11 protein-coding genes are annotated in these 17,435 nt (G+C 59.8%); 1 reads left to right on the plus strand and 10 read right to left on the minus strand.

The window, feature by feature from the left end; genetic code table 11:
- Positions 1 to 199: 199 nt before the first annotated feature.
- Positions 200 to 805, minus strand: a complete 606-nt coding sequence (grpE, locus tag HC757_RS05670; RefSeq protein WP_169563354.1) for a nucleotide exchange factor GrpE — start codon at positions 803 to 805, stop codon at positions 200 to 202.
- 99 nt (positions 806 to 904) lie between these two features.
- On the opposite strand from grpE, the gene nadK reads away from it, so the two are divergent.
- Entirely contained in the window at positions 905 to 1,783 is an 879-nt protein-coding gene (gene nadK, locus HC757_RS05675) for an NAD(+) kinase (protein ID WP_169563355.1), read from the plus strand.
- A gap of 13 nt (positions 1,784 to 1,796) precedes the next feature.
- On the opposite strand, the gene HC757_RS05680 is transcribed toward nadK, so the two are convergent.
- From HC757_RS05680 to glgX, 9 genes are all read right to left on the minus strand, one after another.
- Positions 1,797 to 2,141, minus strand: coding sequence for a hypothetical protein (locus HC757_RS05680; protein WP_169563356.1), 345 nt, complete (start codon positions 2,139 to 2,141; stop codon positions 1,797 to 1,799).
- Positions 2,142 to 2,453: 312 nt separating this feature from the next.
- Positions 2,454 to 3,824, minus strand: coding sequence for an MATE family efflux transporter (locus tag HC757_RS05685; RefSeq protein ID WP_169563357.1), 1,371 nt, complete (start codon positions 3,822 to 3,824; stop codon positions 2,454 to 2,456).
- Between the two features lie 85 nt (positions 3,825 to 3,909).
- Entirely contained in the window at positions 3,910 to 4,974 is a 1,065-nt protein-coding gene (locus tag HC757_RS05690; protein WP_169563358.1) for a CobW family GTP-binding protein, read from the minus strand.
- A gap of 34 nt (positions 4,975 to 5,008) precedes the next feature.
- Positions 5,009 to 6,364 carry a DEAD/DEAH box helicase gene (locus HC757_RS05695; RefSeq protein WP_169563359.1) on the minus strand — a complete coding sequence of 452 codons (1,356 nt, stop codon included), beginning with the start codon at positions 6,362 to 6,364 and terminating at the stop codon, positions 5,009 to 5,011.
- A 112-nt stretch (positions 6,365 to 6,476) separates the two neighbouring features.
- On the minus strand, positions 6,477 to 9,530 hold the full coding sequence (locus HC757_RS05700; protein ID WP_169563360.1) for an EAL domain-containing protein: 3,054 nt from the start codon (positions 9,528 to 9,530) through the stop codon (positions 6,477 to 6,479).
- 220 nt (positions 9,531 to 9,750) lie between these two features.
- The gene (locus tag HC757_RS05705; RefSeq protein WP_169563629.1) at positions 9,751 to 11,331 is read right to left on the minus strand and encodes a glycogen synthase; all 1,581 of its coding nucleotides are present in this window, start codon (positions 11,329 to 11,331) and stop codon (positions 9,751 to 9,753) included.
- A 103-nt stretch (positions 11,332 to 11,434) separates the two neighbouring features.
- A complete protein-coding gene (gene glgC / locus HC757_RS05710) occupies positions 11,435 to 12,703 on the minus strand; it encodes a glucose-1-phosphate adenylyltransferase (protein ID WP_169563361.1) in 1,269 nt (422 codons plus the stop codon).
- Between the two features lie 89 nt (positions 12,704 to 12,792).
- Entirely contained in the window at positions 12,793 to 15,264 is a 2,472-nt protein-coding gene (locus HC757_RS05715; RefSeq protein ID WP_169563362.1) for a glycogen/starch/alpha-glucan phosphorylase, read from the minus strand.
- Complete coding sequence (glgX, locus tag HC757_RS05720; protein ID WP_169563363.1) at positions 15,257 to 17,434, minus strand: glycogen debranching protein GlgX; 2,178 nt, start codon at positions 17,432 to 17,434, stop codon at positions 15,257 to 15,259. Before glgX ends, HC757_RS05715 begins: the two co-directional genes overlap by 8 nt.
- Position 17,435: the final 1 nt, after the last annotated feature.

Here is a 17,435-nt window from a genome sequence, read left to right on the forward strand (position 1 = left end):
CTGGAAGACAGTTTTTGCCAGATCGATGCTGATGAGTTTATAGTTCATAACGGTCACCTCGAGTCAGATTTTTTGCACCTAAATCATGGCACATTGCGATGCCGAGACCGAGGTGACCATCTCATCAGCCAATAAAAAGGACTGCAATTGCAGTCCTTTTTATTGTCCTGGCGCCAAACCGACGCCTTAAACTTTCACATCAGGCTTCCACATCCACGCTCGGGCCGCCCTGGGACACCATCACCATGGCGGGACGCAGCAGACGCTCATTGAGCAGGTAACCCTTCTGCATCACCAGCATCACAGTGTTGGCCGGGAACTCGGCGCTAGGCTGCATGCCAATCGCCTGGTGCAGCTCGGGATCGAAAGCCTCACCCTGAGGATCGACCGGCTTGATGCCGAACTTGTCTACCGCGGTCAGCAGGCCTCTCATGGTCAGCTCGACGCCCTCATGGACCGCCTTGGTGGCCTCATCGGCGGCATCGCTGACGGCCAGTGCCCGCTCCATGTTATCCAGCACGGGCAAGAGTTCGTTGGCGAACTTTTCCAGGGCAAATTTACGCGCCTTGTCCACATCCATGGCGGCACGGCGGCGTATGTTATCCACTTCGGCGGCGGCACGGATAACCGAATCCTTCTGCTCATCGACTTTGGCCTGGGCTTCAGCCAGTGCCTGTTCCAGCTCTTCTACCCGGAAATTAGCCTGGGTCAGCTCATCGACCAGACTCGCCTCCTGGGGCGTAGCCTCGGTATCCAACACTGCTTCAACCGGTGCCTGCTCTGCTTCAATCGACTTCTTGCTCATTGTTACTCCAGCTAAAAATGCTTTGTTTCTAAATACTCTGGGCATATTATGGGGATCAATTTCGACGTTTCAAGTCCCAAGGGCATATCTAACCTAAATATGACGACAAAGTTTCGCACTATTGGCCTCATTGGCAAGCCACATCATCAAGGTACCAATCAGACGCTGCAACGTCTACACCTTTGGCTCGAGGAGCAAGGGTTGGTGGTGCTGGTCGAGGAAAGGGTCGCCAGCGAGCTGGGCAAGGATGTCGAAGCCGTCGACTTGCTCGAACTGGGGCAACGTTGCGATCTGGCCATAGTGGTTGGCGGTGACGGCAACATGCTCGGCGCCGCCAGGGTACTGGCGCGTTTCGATCTGGGGGTGATAGGGGTCAACCGCGGCAATCTGGGCTTTCTGACGGATCTGGCACCGGACGCGTTCGAAGAGGAGCTGGCCAGGGTACTCGCCGGCGAATACGAGACAGAGCATAGATTCCTGCTGGAGGCCGAAGTCCATAGGCATGGCAAAATCAAGGCCAGCAATACCGCGGTCAACGAGGCGGTGCTGCACCCGGGCAAGATAGCCCACATGATAGAGTTCGAGGTCTATATCGACGACCAATTCATGTACAGTCAACGTGCCGACGGCATGATAGTCTCCACCCCCACAGGGTCGACCGCCTATTCACTGTCCGCCGGTGGTGCCATTCTCACCCCTGGCCTGCAGGCGTTGATCTTGGTGCCCATGTTCCCCCATACCCTGTCATGCAGGCCGATAGTGGTGGATGCCTGCAGCACCATCAAGCTGGTGGTCTCACCGGAAAATGGCGATAACCTGGAAGTCAGCTGTGACGGCCATGTGCATTTGGCGGTGTTGCCCGGTGATGAGATCCTCATCAGGTGCAGCAAGGAGCGCTTGCGCCTCATCCATCCCAAGGGCCACAACTACTTTCATGTGCTGCGCAACAAGCTCGGCTGGGGCAGCAAGTTGTTCTGACGGCGGCAAGCCGTCATTCGATTTTCGCCGGTGGAATGGGCATCAGCCCCTTGTTGCGATTGGCCACCGCCTCATCGAGCGCCACCCCGATTTTTCGCCACTGGCTGGCCTCATCGACACTGAATTTCTGCTGTTGCCAACGGTTGGCCTCCTTCAGACTGAATCCTGCCTGCTTCCATCCCAGGCCGCTGCTTGGGGTGAACCCGGCGGCTTTCCAACTCTGGGCCTCAGCGGCGTTGAACCCGGCGGCCTGCCATTGGGCGATATCCGGGTTACTCATGCCCTGCCAATTCCCCGGGGTCGAACTGCATGCCGCCAACAGCAGCGCCAGCGCCGGCATCATTAACTTCTTGCTCATCCTCTGCGCCTCCAAAATATGCCCTCGGCCAAGCATAGCCGTGAATTCCCCATGCCAAGCTTCCATGCCAATGCCCCATGCCAACGCTCAATGACCCGGCACAACTCTGCATCCTTATCCGAGTCTTGCATTGGCGTCTTGTATTGGAGCCTTGTATTGAAGTCTTGCATGAGAGCCTTGTATTGAAGTCTATATGAGAAACAGGAGCCGGGGATGAAGAATAGATGACATGGTCACAGGCGCCCCGATGGCGCCTGCGGCAAGATAGCACTAAAAAGAATGGCGCCGGCAGGAATAGCGCAAGACCCGGGGCTAGCGCGACCCGCCCCTGCTGGCTGGCAGGGCGGCCTTGCCGACGTCGACCCTTCTCATGGCAAACAACATCCACACGGTCAACAGGCTGCTGCAACAGGCGAGCGAGATCCACACCCCGGTCACTCCGAATGCCCAGGCGAAGCCGTAGATCACCAGGCAGATCAACAGCAGCTTGCTGCCGGTGAGGATGGCAGCCTCCCTGGGACAGTTAATCGCCTGGAAGAAGCTGGCCCCCACCAAGATCAGCCCCTCCATGGGCAGGCCCCAGAAATACAACCCCATGCCTTCTATGGCCACGGACGCCAGCTGCGGTGTATCGCCGGCGAACAGATATACCAAGGCTTCGGGGCGACTGTAGATGAGCAGCAGACCCAGGCAGGCGACCAGCAAGCTCATGGCGAAGGCGATGTTACGCGCCAGGCGTACCCGCTCGGTGCGACCGGCACCGGCATTGAAGCTCAGGATCGGCTGACTGCCGAAGGCGATACCCTCGAAAATCAAATAGAAGAAGGCCTCCGTGTAGCCCACCACGGCATAGGCGGCCACATGTATGGGGGCGCCGACCCAGAGGAAGGCGATGTTATGCAGGGTGAGCACTATCGATAGATAGAGGTTCATCAGAAAACTGGGGAAACCGACGCGGGCGATATTCAGGCAAAGGTCCAGGCTGAGGCGCATCTGCTGCCAGTCGATGCCAAGCCGGGTCTTGGGACCGAAGAAATGCCGCAGGCATAGGCCGCCGGTGACGGCCTGGGACAACATGGTGGCAATCGCCGCCCCTGCGAGTCCGAAGGGAAATACGACGATCAACAACCAGTCGAGCAAGGTATTGAGCACCCCGCCCAAGATCAGCACATAGGTCACCCGCTGCGGCTCACCGTCGTTGCGCAACAGCGCGGTAAAGGTCATGGACAAGATGGGGAAATGGCATAGGGCGAAATACCAGAAGAGGTAATCATCGGCGCTCTCCAACACGGCTCCCTCGGCACCCAGGGCGAGCAGTATGTCGTGGGAGAAGAGTCCGCCCAGCAGGGCAAACAGGGCGCCCATGGACAAACAGAGACTGAAGGCATTGCCCAGTATCTTTCTGGCCTTGGGAATATTCCCCTCCCCCAGGCTGATGGACACTAGGGCCGCACTGCCCATGCCGATGAGCGCACCGACGGCATAGAGTATGGCGCCGACCGGGTAGGCCAGCATCATGCCCGCCAAGCCGGTTTCCCCCAGGTAATGACCGACGAAGATCCCGTCTATGGTGACATACACACCTGTCACCAGCATGGAGAAGATGGTCGGAATGGTGTAACGCCAGAAGAGTTTGCTTATCGGCTGCTGGAGCAGACTCAGATCCGGATCCTGGGTTGGCATCAAAATACTCGAGTGATCAAAGAAACGGATTGTATCCAATCCCCGGAGCAAGACCAAGCCCGGCTTGCGCTGGGACGCAGGCCGGCTAGGGCCTGAGCCTGCAGGCGAGCAGCCCGGACTCCAGCTGCTGCCAGTCGAGCCGTTTCGAGGCGATGATCTCCAACCGCGAGTCGAGGGTGTCGTCCAGCTCCGCCAGGCTCAGCTCGTCATCCACCAGATTGAAGCCGGCGATGCCGTCCCGGGTGATCATCACCGCCTTGAGCCTGAGCAGGTGGGCGGATTTGAGCGATTCTATCCAGGCCAACAGGGCATCGAAGTCGAACTCATGTGCGGGTTCGAATAACCAGCCGCAACTGAAATAGCCTTCGGCCGCATTCAACTTTCTCGCCATGCCGCGCTCATCCAGCTCCGGCCCGGCAGCCTGTGGCCGTTCGGCAAAGATCCCCCGAGCCACCATGCCTGCCACCCCAGAGCCCGGCGCCACCCCAGCTCTAGCCTGGCCAGGGGTAACCGCAGGCGATACCTCCAACACCCTGGGCCTGTCCAGGGCCTCCAGCAGGGCCTGGTCCAAGGGCGCCTCGCGGCTGTGGCCCATGATTTCGGTCCCCGCCAGTCCCAGCTCGTCCAGATAGGCTTGCAGCTGCAGCAGCTCATCCCGGCAATAGAGATCCGTCTTGCTTGCCAGAATGAGATCCGCCGCCTGCAGCTGCTGCATGAAGTTGTCATTGCCGCGATAACGCTCATCGCTCACCTTGCGGGCATCTATGAGGCAGAGGGTGCTGCGCAGGGATAAGACATTGTGATAGTGGGGAGCGGACAAGAGCTTGATGATTTCCAGCGGATGCCCGAGCCCGGTAGGTTCGATCAGCAACCTGTCGGGCCTGGCCTTGGCGATCAGCTGATTGATGGCCACCTGGGTCGGTACCCCGGCGGCGCAGCAGATGCAGCCCCCTGCAACCTCGCGGATCTCTATGCCTTCGCCCCCGGCATCGAGCAGCCCGGCATCTATGCCCACCTCACCGAACTCATTGACCAGCACGGCCCAGCGTTCCCCACTCGGCTTGTTGGCCAGCAGCCGGGTGATGAGGGAGGTCTTGCCGACACCGAGGAAACCTGTGATCACATTGGTGGCTATGGCTTGAACTATCATGGTGCGCTTACTCGCTGGGGGTCGCTAACAGATCTCAGGGTTTGATTTTGTTGCCGCCTTGGGCGCCATTGCCTCTCTTGCCGGCGGCGCCCTTGGCTTTGGCATATTTGCCCGCCCGTGCCGGGGCCTTGGCATCCATCACCCCCTTGCGGCTCCTCTGGACATAAGCATTGGGGCCGGCGTACTTCTTGGTCGGCGGTGCATCCCGGTAACGGGCTGGCAGGGGGGCCCCCTCCTCGTAGCCCGGGATCACAGAGACCGGCAGAGGCATGCCTATCAGCGCTTCTATCTCGGCCAGCATGGCGTCATCCGAGGGCGAGACGAAGGAAATCGCCCGCCCCTCAAGGCCGGCGCGGCCGGTACGGCCTATCCTGTGGACATAATCTTCGGCGGCGAAGGGCAACTCCAGGTTGATCACCAAGGGCAGCGCCTGAATGTCCAGGCCACGGGCGGCGACATCTGTCGCCACCAGCAGGCGTATCTTGCCGCTCTTGAAATCTTCCAGCGCCCTGTTGCGGGCCCCCTGGGTCTTGTCGCCATGAAACACGGCGCACTTGATACCATCGAGCTTCAATTCCTGCAGCAGGTGCTCGGCGCTTTCCTTGGTACTGACAAACACCAGCAGCTGTTGCCAATTGTGTCGCCCCACCAGCTCGGATAACAACTCGGCCTTGCGGCGCTGATCCACCCGGTACACTTCCTGGGTCACGCCGCTGGCGGTGCTGCTCTGCGCCACATTCACCCACTGGGCCTGAACGAGCATTTTCTCCGCCAGGCGTTTGACCTCATCGCTATAGGTCGCGGAAAACAACAGGGTCTGGTGCTTGGCCGCGATCAGGCGTTTCACTTTTTCTATGTCGCGCACGAAGCCGAGATCCAGCATACGGTCGGCTTCATCTATCACCAAAGCCGTCACGCCGGACAGGTCCAGACCGAATTGCCCTATGATGTCGAACAGCCTTCCCGGGGTCGCCACCAGGATATCGACGCCTTGTTCGACGCCTTTGCGCTGGGGATTCATGTTGGCGCCGCCATACACAGCCAGGGTCTTGAACGGCAGAAATTGACTGTAGCGCTTGATATTGTCGGCCACCTGAATGGCGAGTTCCCGGGTCGGGGTCAACACCAGCACCCGCAAGCTGGCTGTCCTGGCATTCGCCCCGGACGTAGACTCCATATCCGACTCGCGCTCCGCCTCGAGCAACTGCTGCAGCAGAGGCAGGGCGAAGGCCGCGGTCTTGCCCGTGCCTGTCTGGGCGCAGGCCATGACGTCCTTGGCATCCAGGGCCAGGGGGAGCACCTCCTGCTGCACCTGAGTCAGCTCCTGATAACCACACTCGGCTACCGCATTGAGGATAAGGGGAGACAGAGCGAGTGTTTCAAATTTCATAGTGGGCTCATAGGCTAATTGGCAGAGTATCGATAGTTGCCGGGTGTTGGCTTGGGTTACCGAGTCAGGGACAGGATCTGGGCTGCGGAGTCTATCAAAATAGCCCCCTGCTTTATAGGTAATTTTGTTGCTTGCAGTCCAGCGCCTGGGGCTGCAGATAGCTTTGTGCGAATACCGTTGCCGTCACCACCCGGGAAAACAGGTAGCCTTGGGCATAATCACAACCTATAGCGACCAGCCGCTGGCGCTGGGCCTCTGTCTCGACCCCTTCGGCCGTGACCTTGATGTCCAGCTTATGGGCCATGAGTATGATGGCCTCACAGAGCTTCATCTCATCGTCACTGGCGGTCAAGTTGTTGGTGAGACACTTGTCTATCTTGAGGTAATCTATATGACACTGCTGCAGGTAAGCCAGGGAAGAATAGCCAGTACCGAAATTATCCAGCGACAATTGAATGCCTGCATCCCGATACGCCTTCAGCTGAGCTCTTACCCCTATGTCGGCATCCTGCAACAGGCCTTCCGTGACCTCGATGCAGAGTTCGGCCCCCTTCAGATTCAGCTCATGGAGCAGGGCTATGGCATCCCTGCAGCCATGTTTATCGTCGCGAAATTGCACCTGTGATTCGTTGATGCTGATCTGCACCTCGGTCCCCAGGGTGTCCCGCCAGTAGGCGCTCTGTTTCGCGGCCTGCTCGAATACCCAATTGCCTATGTCGAGGATCAAGCCGGTGTCTTCGGCGATGGGAATGAACTCCGATGGCGATACCATGCCGCGCACCGGATGGCACCAGCGCACCAGGGCTTCGGCCTTGGTGACCCTGCCGCTCTTCAGCTCGACTATGGGCTGATAGTGCAGCTCCAGCTCCTGGTTCTGCAATGCCTGGCGCAGGTCCTGGATCAAGCGCATGCGATACTTGGCATAGACCTGCATCGAAGGGGTGAAATAGTTGAAGCGGTTGCGTCCCAGGTTCTTGGCGGCATACATGGCCTGATCCGCATGCTTGAGCAGCTCCTCCGTGCTGGTCGCATCGTCCGGATACAAGGTGATGCCTACGCTGGCGCTGATATAGGCGGTTTCATCGTCCAGTATGTAGGGCGCGGCGATGCAATTGAGCACCTGATTGGCGAGCCGCTCCAATCTGCCCTGGCTGTCGATATCCATCAGCACCAGGGTGAATTCATCTCCCCCGAGGCGGGCCACCATGTCAGATTCGCGCACACAGGATTTGAGCCGCTTGGCGGTTTCCACCAGCAGCCTGTCACCCATGTCATGCCCCAGGTTGTCGTTCACCTCCTTGAACAGGTCCAGATCCAGGAACAGCAGCGCAAATCCCTGCTGGCTCAGCTGTGACGTGCGGATGCCGGCATCCAGGTACTCCAGCAGCATATGCCGGTTCGGCAGCCCGGTTAAGGCATCGTAATTGGCCTGGCGCCAGATGAGGCGCTCATTTTCTTTCTGTGCCGTGATATCCGAGAAGAGTGCCACCCAAAGATAAGGCCTGTCCTCCTTGTCCCTGATGGTATTCACCGTCAGGCGGATCATATAAGCCTCGCCATTCTTGCGCATCTGCCACAGCTCTCCCTGCCAATGGCCCGTCTGCTCTATGGCTGTGCCCATCTGCTGGTAGAATAGCTGGCTGTTGAGATCGCATTGCAGGATCCGGATTGGCTTATTGCGCACCTCCTCGGCCGCATAACCTGTCATCTCGCAGAAGGCCGCGTTGGTGGTGATTATGGTGCCGTTTTCATCCAGCACACTCATGGCTTCGCTGCTGTTGTTATACACAGAGGCCGCCAGGGAGAGGGATTCCTCCGCCAGTTTGCGCTCGGTGATATCCGAGTGTATGCCACACATGCGCAGCGCCCGTCCCCTGGGGTCCCGTGCCACTATCCGGCCGGTATCCAGCACCCAGCGCACCGCGCCTGAGTCGTGTCTCAGGCGGTATTCCACCTTGTATTGGCAGCTTCTGCCCTGCAAATGCGCCGCCAACGCCTCGAGGATCCGCGGTCTGTCGTCCTGGTGAATTGCGTCTGTCCACAGACAAGGGTTGGCATTGAGGCTGTCGACCTGGACCCCGAGGATCTGGGCACTGCACTGATTGCGCTCTACCCTGTTGGACACCACATCCCAGTCCCACAGGCCGAGATCGCTGCTGTTCAACACCAAGGCCAGCTGCTGCTGGCTGGCCCTGAGCTCAGACTCGGCCTGCTTCTGACGGCCGATATCCAGCAGACCGGCAATCACCAGCTGCACCTTGCCATGGGCACGCTTACAGGCCACCGTCAGATGAACATAGACCAGGCTGCCATCTTTGGCATGGAAGCGCTTGTCCAATTCATATTCATCTATCTCACCGGCCAGCATACGGTTGAATTCCACCAGCTCCGCCGCCAGATCTGCCTTATAGGTCATTTCCGTCCAGGTCATGCGCAGCAAGGCCTGCTCGTCATACTGCAGCATCTGGCACAGGCGCGGATTGACCTTGATCCAGCGCTGGGACACTGAGCTGATGGCCAGGCCCAGGTTGCCCGAGGTAAATTGGTTGCGGAACAGGAAGTCATCCTGCAAACGTATCTGCTCGTCCCGCTCCAGATCGAAGCGCCGGGAAATCAACCTGCCTATGAGCACTGTGGCGCCCGGGTAGATGAGCATCACAGGCAGCGCCACCTGGCGCAAGAGGGTCAGGGCCTGCTCCAGGGGCAGCACGAATAGGCAGCTGAGCATCACCAGATGCACCGTCAGGCCGAAGAAAAACAATTCCTTGAAGCTGATGTCCGTCAGTATGGCGCGCCGGTAATGGCGCCATAGGCCGCCGACGAAACCACTGGCGATGAGGATACTCACCCCCAGCCAGAGATGGTCTCCCCCCATGCCTATGCGGTAGGCCGAGGTCATCAGCACGGCGACCAGGGTCGGCAGCCCGCCGAAGAAGAGCCCGGAAATACTCAGCAGTATGGAGGTCGAATCGAAAACAACCCCGGGTTGGTACTCCCATGGGCTGCTCATTATGGTCATGCCTATGCCACCTATGATCAACCCCAGGACCAGGCCCCATGGTGGAAAATAGCTTTGCTGTCGCTTGGGGATCGCATCGTAGAGCAGCACCAATGCCAGTAACAGCGCGGTGTTTTGGGCCAATGAGAAAAAAATGCTGTCAGTCATGATGAAGTTAACAGTCCCTTAGCTAGTCCCTTGAGCATTGCGCCATACCGCGACGACAAGCAGGTTAAGGATCCTCGGCCGACTCTGCTCGGCATTCCCAGACTAACAAAGTGTAGCAGAAGCCCTGTCGCCGTCGCCGTAAACTCACATGGACATGGAAATGGCCCATGAATGAATACGGGCCCAACAGGGCCCGTATTCATCGAGACAGGCAACAGCCTCAGTCGCTCGGGAGACGATACAGCTCCCGGCGGTAGATGCCGGCGATGGTCTGCCAGTCAAACCTCTGGCCGGCGGCGGCCGTGGCCAGCCGGTGCCAGGCAGGGGAGCCAAAACCGGCCAGCGCCTGTTCCAGCTTGTCGAGCAGCTCCTGGCCCTGCTCCCTGAGATCCCTGCCGCTGAACACCAGACCCGTTTCACCGTCCGTCACCGTATCCTTGAGGCCGCCGACACCATGCACCAGGCACACCTGCCCCGCCCGCATCGCCAACATCTGGCTGATGCCACAGGGTTCGAAGGAACTCGGCATCAGGAATAGATCTCCGGCCCGATAGAGGTGTTCCGCCAGCGCCTCGTCATAACCGTTGAGGAACAGGAAGTTGTCGAAACCGGCCGCCTGGCGGCGAAACTCGGCGGCGATGGCCGCATCGCCGCTGCCGAGCATGATGAACAGGGCGCCGGGCCTGAGCGCCCGCAGCCGGGTCAGCAGGCATTGCAGCAGGTTCTGCCCCTCCGCCCATGGCTGCCTGAGGATCAGCACCTTCTGATCCGTCAGGCGACCGACAGAGGTCAGCAGGAAGTCAGGGGCCCGGCCCCTGTCCAAGGCACGCCATAGGCCGGCGATGCGGCATAGGGCCAAGGTGTCGAGTGCCGGCGTCAACTGACGCGGCCCCTGCCACAACATCAGCGCTTGTTCGGCGGCGCTCAATATCAGGCTAAAATCCCGGGAAGTTGCCGCGGCAGCCCCGTCATAGTGGCAGCCGTTGAGTATCCCCAACAAGCGGCCCTGCTGCGACTTGAGGCGCAGATCCGCCTCCAGGCCCTCGCCGCCAAAGAAACCTTTCTCGCTGCAGGAGGCCTGCAATACTTCCCTGGCATAGCTGGGCGAGACCAGATGTACCCTGTCGCTCAAGACGATGCCGGCGCGCATGGGATTGACACATTGGGGGTAGCGGGGATCCAGGATCTGCGCCAGCTGTTCGCTGTCAAGGTCCCGGAGTAACCCGGGAAACCAGGCCGCCAGGGAAGAAGCCTCATGGCGCACTGGCCTTATCCCCTGCAGCGCCAGATTATGTATGGTAAACACACAGGGGACGGCTCTCAGGCTGCGGTATTCGGGCGCAAATGCCCTGAGCATGGCAAAAAGCCCGGCGTGCCAGTCGTGCAGGTGCAGCACCTCGGGCATGGGGATGAGCCCATTCAGCAAGGCGCCGGCGACGGCGGCGCACCAGAGGGCAAACTTGGTGGCATCTTCGGCGAAGGGCCTATCCGGACTGCCATCGCAGTAAATCCCGCCATGCTCGGTGACAAACAACCCATGTTCCAGCAGGTAGATATGCGCGCCTTCGAGCAGCGGATGCGCGGCGCGATAGACCTCGACCCTTTCCCGGCGGCCACCGAAGGCGACGCTCAGCTCGGCCATGAGCTCGGCCCCGGCCATGGCTGGCAGGAAGCCATAACCCGGCATCACCACATCGACCAGCAGCCCCTGCTCCGCCAGCGCCGGCGGCAGGTCGCGGATCACATCCGCCATGCCGCCGACCTTGGCATGCTCCAGGGCGGCGTTCTCCGCCGCCAACATCAACACACGTTTCGGGCTCACTGTGAAGCTTCTCCCATGTTGCTCTATTCCCATGATTCACTCTTGGCTCGGGCTTGACTCAGGCCTGGCTCGGGCCGGCGCCTCATTCATAACCGACCGGCAAGCCCAGCATGTCGCGGGTCACCAACACCACTCCCTTTTCAGAGACCCTGAAGCCCTTGGCCCTGTCATGCTCGTGGTTGTAGCCTATCTCCATGCCCTCGGGGATGATGCAGCCGCGATCCAGGATGGCGTTCCTGATGCGGCAATGGCGCAGCACCACCACATCGGGCAAGATCACCGAATCTTCCACCAGGGAATAGGAGCAGACCCTGACCTCGTTGAAGAGCACGCTGCGACGCACTGTGGCGCCGGAAATGATGCAGCCGCCCGAGACTATCGAGTCCAGCGCCATGCCGCGCCTGTCATCATCGTCGAAGACGAACTTGGCCGGCGGCAATTGCTCCTGGAAGGTCCAGATGGGCCACTTGGCATCGTAGAGATTCAGCGCCGGGGTCGGCGACAAGAGCTCCATGTTGGCCAGCCAGAAGGAGTCCAGGGTCCCAACATCGCGCCAGTAGGCCTTCTCGTTGGCGAAGGCGCTCTTGAAGGGATAGGCGAACACCTTGTGATGGGCGATGATCGACGGAATGATGTCCTTGCCGAAGTCGCGATCCGAGTCGGCATTCTGGGCGTCTTTCTTCAATTGATCGAACAGGAATTCGGTATTGAACACATAGTTGCCCATGGAGGCCAGACACATCTCGGGATCTTCGGGCAGATGCTTGGGCAGGGCGGGTTTCTCCTCGAAACCGAGAATGCGCATGCTCTGATCCACTTCCATCACCCCGAAGGCACCGGCCGCCTCGGCCACAGGCACCTCGAGGCAGGAAACCGTCATGTCGGCCCCGGACTCGGCATGGGCCGCCAGCAGGCCGGCATAGTCCATGCGATAGACATGATCCCCGGACAGCACCATGACGTACTTGGGCAACTCGTGGCGTATTATGTCTATGTTCTGGAATACCGCATCCGCCGTGCCCTGATACCAGTTGTCCGAGAAGCGTTGCGAGGCGGGCAAGATTTCCACCGACTCCCCCAACTCCTTCTTGAAATGACCCCAGCCGCGCATCACATGGCGGATCAGCGAGTGCGACTTGTACTGAGTCACCACCCCTACCCTGCGAATGCCCGAGTTGATGCAGTTGGACAGGGGGAAATCTATGATGCGGAACTTGCCGCCGAAATAGAGTGCCGGCTTGGCGCGCCAATCGGTCAGCTCATGCAGGCGAGAGCCCCGGCCACCCGCCAAGATCAAGGCATAGGTTTCACGGGTTAAATTACTGATGTAACGTGGATTCTTGTTGGACATAGGCACTGACTCCATAAAGATAACTTCCATTTAAGTGGGACTTCCATGCAATTTCTATAAGCCCTTTGGTACTCTGTGCTGCAGGCGACTCAGAGCCGCCATATTTCATCGCGATAGCCGGCGATGGTGTTATCGCTGGAGAAGCGGCCGCTGGCGGCCGTGTTGCGTATGCTCTTCTGGGTCCATTGGTGTTGATCCAGATACAGACGGGCGACATTCTCCTGGGCCAGGCGATAGGCCTCGAAGTCGGCCGCCGTCATCCACTGATCGTCGCTGCTCTCGATAGCCGCAATTATGCTGTCGAAGATCCCCGGCTCCAGCAGGTTGAAATGGCCGCTCTTGAGCAAGGCCATCACCTGGGTCAATGCCGGCGACAGGGCGATGGCCTCCCCGGGGCGATAATGGTTACGCATGTCACTCACCTGTGCGGCACTGAGGCCGAATAGAAAGATATTGTCCTCGCCCACGGCCTCGAGCATCTCTATGTTGGCGCCGTCGTGGGTGCCTATGGTCAGGGCGCCGTTCATCATGAACTTCATGTTGCCCGTGCCCGAGGCTTCCTTGCCGGCGGTGGAGATCTGCTCCGACAGATCCGCCGCCGGGCAGATCTGCTCCATGGCGCTGACGTTGTAGTTGGGCAGGAAGGCGAAGCGCAAATAGGGGCTCACCAGGGGATCCGAATTGACCATGTGGGCCACGTTGGCCGCCAGCTTGATGATAAGCTTGGCCATGGCATAGCCGGGGGCCGCCTTGCCGCCGATCAGCACACAGCGCGGCACCATGCCGGCCGTGTTGCCCGCCTGGATCTGATGGTAGAGGTGGATCACATGCAGTATGTTCAGCAGCTGGCGCTTGTACTCGTGGATGCGTTTGACCTGCACATCGAACAGCATGTCGACATCGAAGCTGACCCCGGATTCCCGCTTGACCAGGGCCACCAGCTCGGCCTTGTTGGCCCGCTTGACCTCGCGCCAGCGGCCGAGGAAGGGTTCGTCATGTATGAGGTCCTTCAAGCGGCTCAACTGGCTCAGATCCGTGATCCAGCCCTCCCCCAGATGTTCGCTCAGGAGGCCGGCCAGCCTGGGGTTGGCATGGGCCAGCCAGCGCCTGGGGGTCACGCCATTGGTTCTGTTGTTGAACTTATGGGGCCACAGGGAAAAGAAGTCCCTAAACAGGCCTTCCTTCAGCAGCTGGGTATGGAGCGCCGCCACGCCGTTCACCGAGAAGCTCGCCACTATCGCCAGATAGGCCATGCGCACATGGGCCACAGGCCCCTCTTCTATGATGGACATGGCGGCGAGCTTGGCGCCGTCACCCGGCCAGTGATGGGCCACCAGCTCCAGGTACCTGGCGTTGATCTCATAGATGATCTCCAGCAGGCGGGGCAGCATGTGGGCGAACAGGGGCACGGGCCAGCGCTCCAGCGCCTCGGGCAAGAGGGTATGATTCGTGTAGGCCAGGCTGTTGCAGGTGATATCCCAGGCGGCGTCCCACTCGAGTCCGTAATGATCCAGCAGCAGGCGCATCAACTCGGCCACGGCTATGCTGGGGTGGGTGTCGTTCAGCTGCAGCACATTCTTAGCGGCGAACTGGCTGAAGTCTTCACCATGGTGCGCCACATAGCGCCTGAGCAAGTCCTGCAGGCTGGCGGAGGAGAGAAAGTATTGCTGCCGCAGCCGCAGTTCCTTGCCATTTTCACTGGCATCGTTGGGATAGAGCACCATGGTGATCTGCTCGGCGAGGTTCTTGCTCGCCACCGCTTCGCTGTAGTCGCCCTGGTTGAATTCATCCAGGTCGAAATCATCGGTCGCCTCGGCCTTCCAGAGTCTCAGGGTATTGATGCGGCCATTGCGGTAGCCTGGCACGGGCATGTCGTAGGCGACGGCGAGCACGTCATGGGTATCGTTCCAGGTCATGTGTCTGCGGCCATGCTTGTCGACATGGGACTCGGTATGGCCGAAGAAAGGCACAGTCACATTGTGGCTCGGCAACCGCACCTCCCAGGGGTTGCCATCGCGCAGCCAGCGGTCCGGCCGCTCTATCTGGTAGCCATCGCTGATCTTCTGGGCGAACATGCCATATTCGTATCTGATGCCATAGCCTGTGACCGCCAGATCCATGCTGGCGCAGCTGTCGAGGAAACAGGCCGCCAGGCGTCCCAAGCCGCCATTCCCCAAGCCGGCGTCGTGTTCGGCCTCCTGCAGCTGTTCGAAGCTGACCGCATAGTCGCTCAGCGCCTCACGGCTCTGGGCGGTGAGATCCAGGTTCAGCAAGGCATTGCCCAATGCCCGTCCCATGAGGAACTCCAGCGACAGATACGCCACCTGTTTGGTGTCGAAGTCATTGTCTTTGCTGCGGGTCGCCAGCCAAGCGTCCAACATCTGCTCCTTGACGCTCAGGGCCAGGGCATGAAACAGCTCACTCTCGGCGCCTTCTATGTAACTCAGACCGTAGCGTACATGGCGCTCGAAGGCCGCCGCCAGGGAATCACAGGGTTCACATGGGGGTAACTTAGCGGCCGCTCGTTGCTGCGTAGTCATATCTGTGGCTGCATCACTCATGGTTGGCTCCTGGCTGGCTCTGGCTTGGCTCTGGGTTGGATAGCTCTGGGGTGGATAACTCTGGATGGGTTAGCTCTGGATGGGATAGCTCTGGATTGGACAGCTCGGTGTGAAACAGGATCAGGCTGCGATCCAGCAATAGATAATCGCCGTCCCAGGCTGCATGGATCTGGGTGTCATCGCCATGCTGGGTATGCAGCAGACAACGCCAGGCGCCCAGGCCTGTGGGCCTGGGGGGATGAAACCTCAGCTCTGTGTCGTCGGCATTGACCATCAGCAACAGAGCCTGTTGCCGACCGTCGCCGCACAGGTCCCCCTGCAGCACCAGGGAAAGGCTGCGGCTATGGACCTCGCTCCACAGGGACTTGGTCATTTCTTCCCCCTGGCGGTTGTACCACTTGAGGCCGGCGCTGTCCGACGCCCTGGGCTCGTGGATGAAGCGGCTATGGCAGAGGAGCGGGAAGGCCCGGCGCAGGGCGATCAGCCTACGGGTAAAGTCCAACAACTCCCCATCCAGATGGCGCCAGTCACACCAGTTGAGTTCATTATCCTGGCAATAGGCGTTGTTGTTGCCCCGCTGGCTGCGGCCCATCTCATCGCCGGCCAGCAGCATGGGCACTCCCTGGGACAGGAACAGACTGGTCAACAGGTTGCGACACTGGCGCTGACGCAACGCCACTATGGCGCCGTCGTCGCTCGGGCCTTCGACGCCATGGTTATGGCTGAAATTCTCCTGATGACCATCGCGATTGTCTTCGCCATTGGCCAGGTTGTGGCGCTTGTCATAGCTGACCAGATCCCTGAGGCTGAAACCGTCATGACTCGTGATGAAGTTGATGCTGGCGGCGGGAGTCCTGCCATTGTGCTCGAACAGGTCCCCCGAGCCATGGAAACGTCTGGCAAACTCCGGCAGTATGCCGTTGTCGCCACGCCAGAAGCGCCGCATAGTGTCCCTGTACCTGTCGTTCCACTCGCTGAAGGCCAGGGGGAAATTCCCCAGCTGGTAGCCGCCCGGCCCTATGTCCCAGGGCTCGGCGATGAGCTTCACCTGGCAGAGCACAGGATCCTGCAGCAGGGCATCGAAGAAGCCGGCACCGGCATCGAAACCATAACTTTCCCGCCCGAGACAGGAAGCCAGATCGAACCTGAAGCCATCGACCCCCATCACTTCGACCCAGTAGCGCAATGAGTCGAGCACCAGTTGCAGCACCCTGGGATGGCTCAGGTTGAGGGTGTTGCCGCAGCCGGTGTCGTTGATGTAATGGCGCTGAATGTTGGGGTGCAAGCGGTAATAACTGACGTTGTCTATGCCACGAAAGCTCAGGGTCGGACCGAGCCGGTTGCCCTCGGCGCTGTGGTTATAGACCACATCCAGGATAACTTCGATACCGGCCGAGTGCAGGGTATCGACCATGTCACGGAATTCGCTCACGTCATCGCCCTGCAAATAACTTGGGTGGGGAGCGAAGAAACCTATGCTGTTATAGCCCCAGTAATTGTTCAGCTGTTTTTCCGCCAGGAAAGGCTCGGTGACAAATGCCTGCACCGGCATCAGCTCGACACAGGTCACCCCAAGACGCTGCAGATAGGAGATGACCTCCGCCGCAGCCAAGGCGGCGAAACGCCCCCTGGCGGCGGGAGGCACCCCTGGATGCAGCTGGGTGAATCCCTTGGGGTGCAGCTCATAGATGATGCTCTTCGCCATGGGATGATGGGGGGAGTTATTGGGTCTCTGGCGTAAGTGACGCACGTCCAGCACCCGGCACTTGGGCATGAAAGCGGCGTTATCCCGGATGTCGAACGACAGGTCCAGTTCTTCATGGCCCAGCTGGTAGCCGTAATGGGCCTCGCTTGGCACATAATCGCCCACCAGCTGGCGGGCATAGGGGTCGAGCAGCAATTTGTTGGGATTAAACCTATGCCCCAGGTGCGGCAGATAGGGGCCATGGACCCGGTAACCATAGAGCTGGCCTGCCCCTATCCCCGGCAGATAGCCATGCCAGACCTGCTGGGTCCTGTGGGTCAGCGGGATCCTCCGGCTCTCCCGGCCGGCCGCATCGAACAGACAGAGCTCGACCCCTGTGGCGTTGGCAGAAAACAGGGCGAAATTCACCCCGCCGTCGTCCGGCGTCGCCCCCAGGGGATAAGGCATACCCGCCAACGGCGCCATG

This window comes from Shewanella salipaludis, assembly GCF_012911865.1.
GTDB classification, from domain to species: domain Bacteria; phylum Pseudomonadota; class Gammaproteobacteria; order Enterobacterales; family Shewanellaceae; genus Shewanella; species Shewanella salipaludis.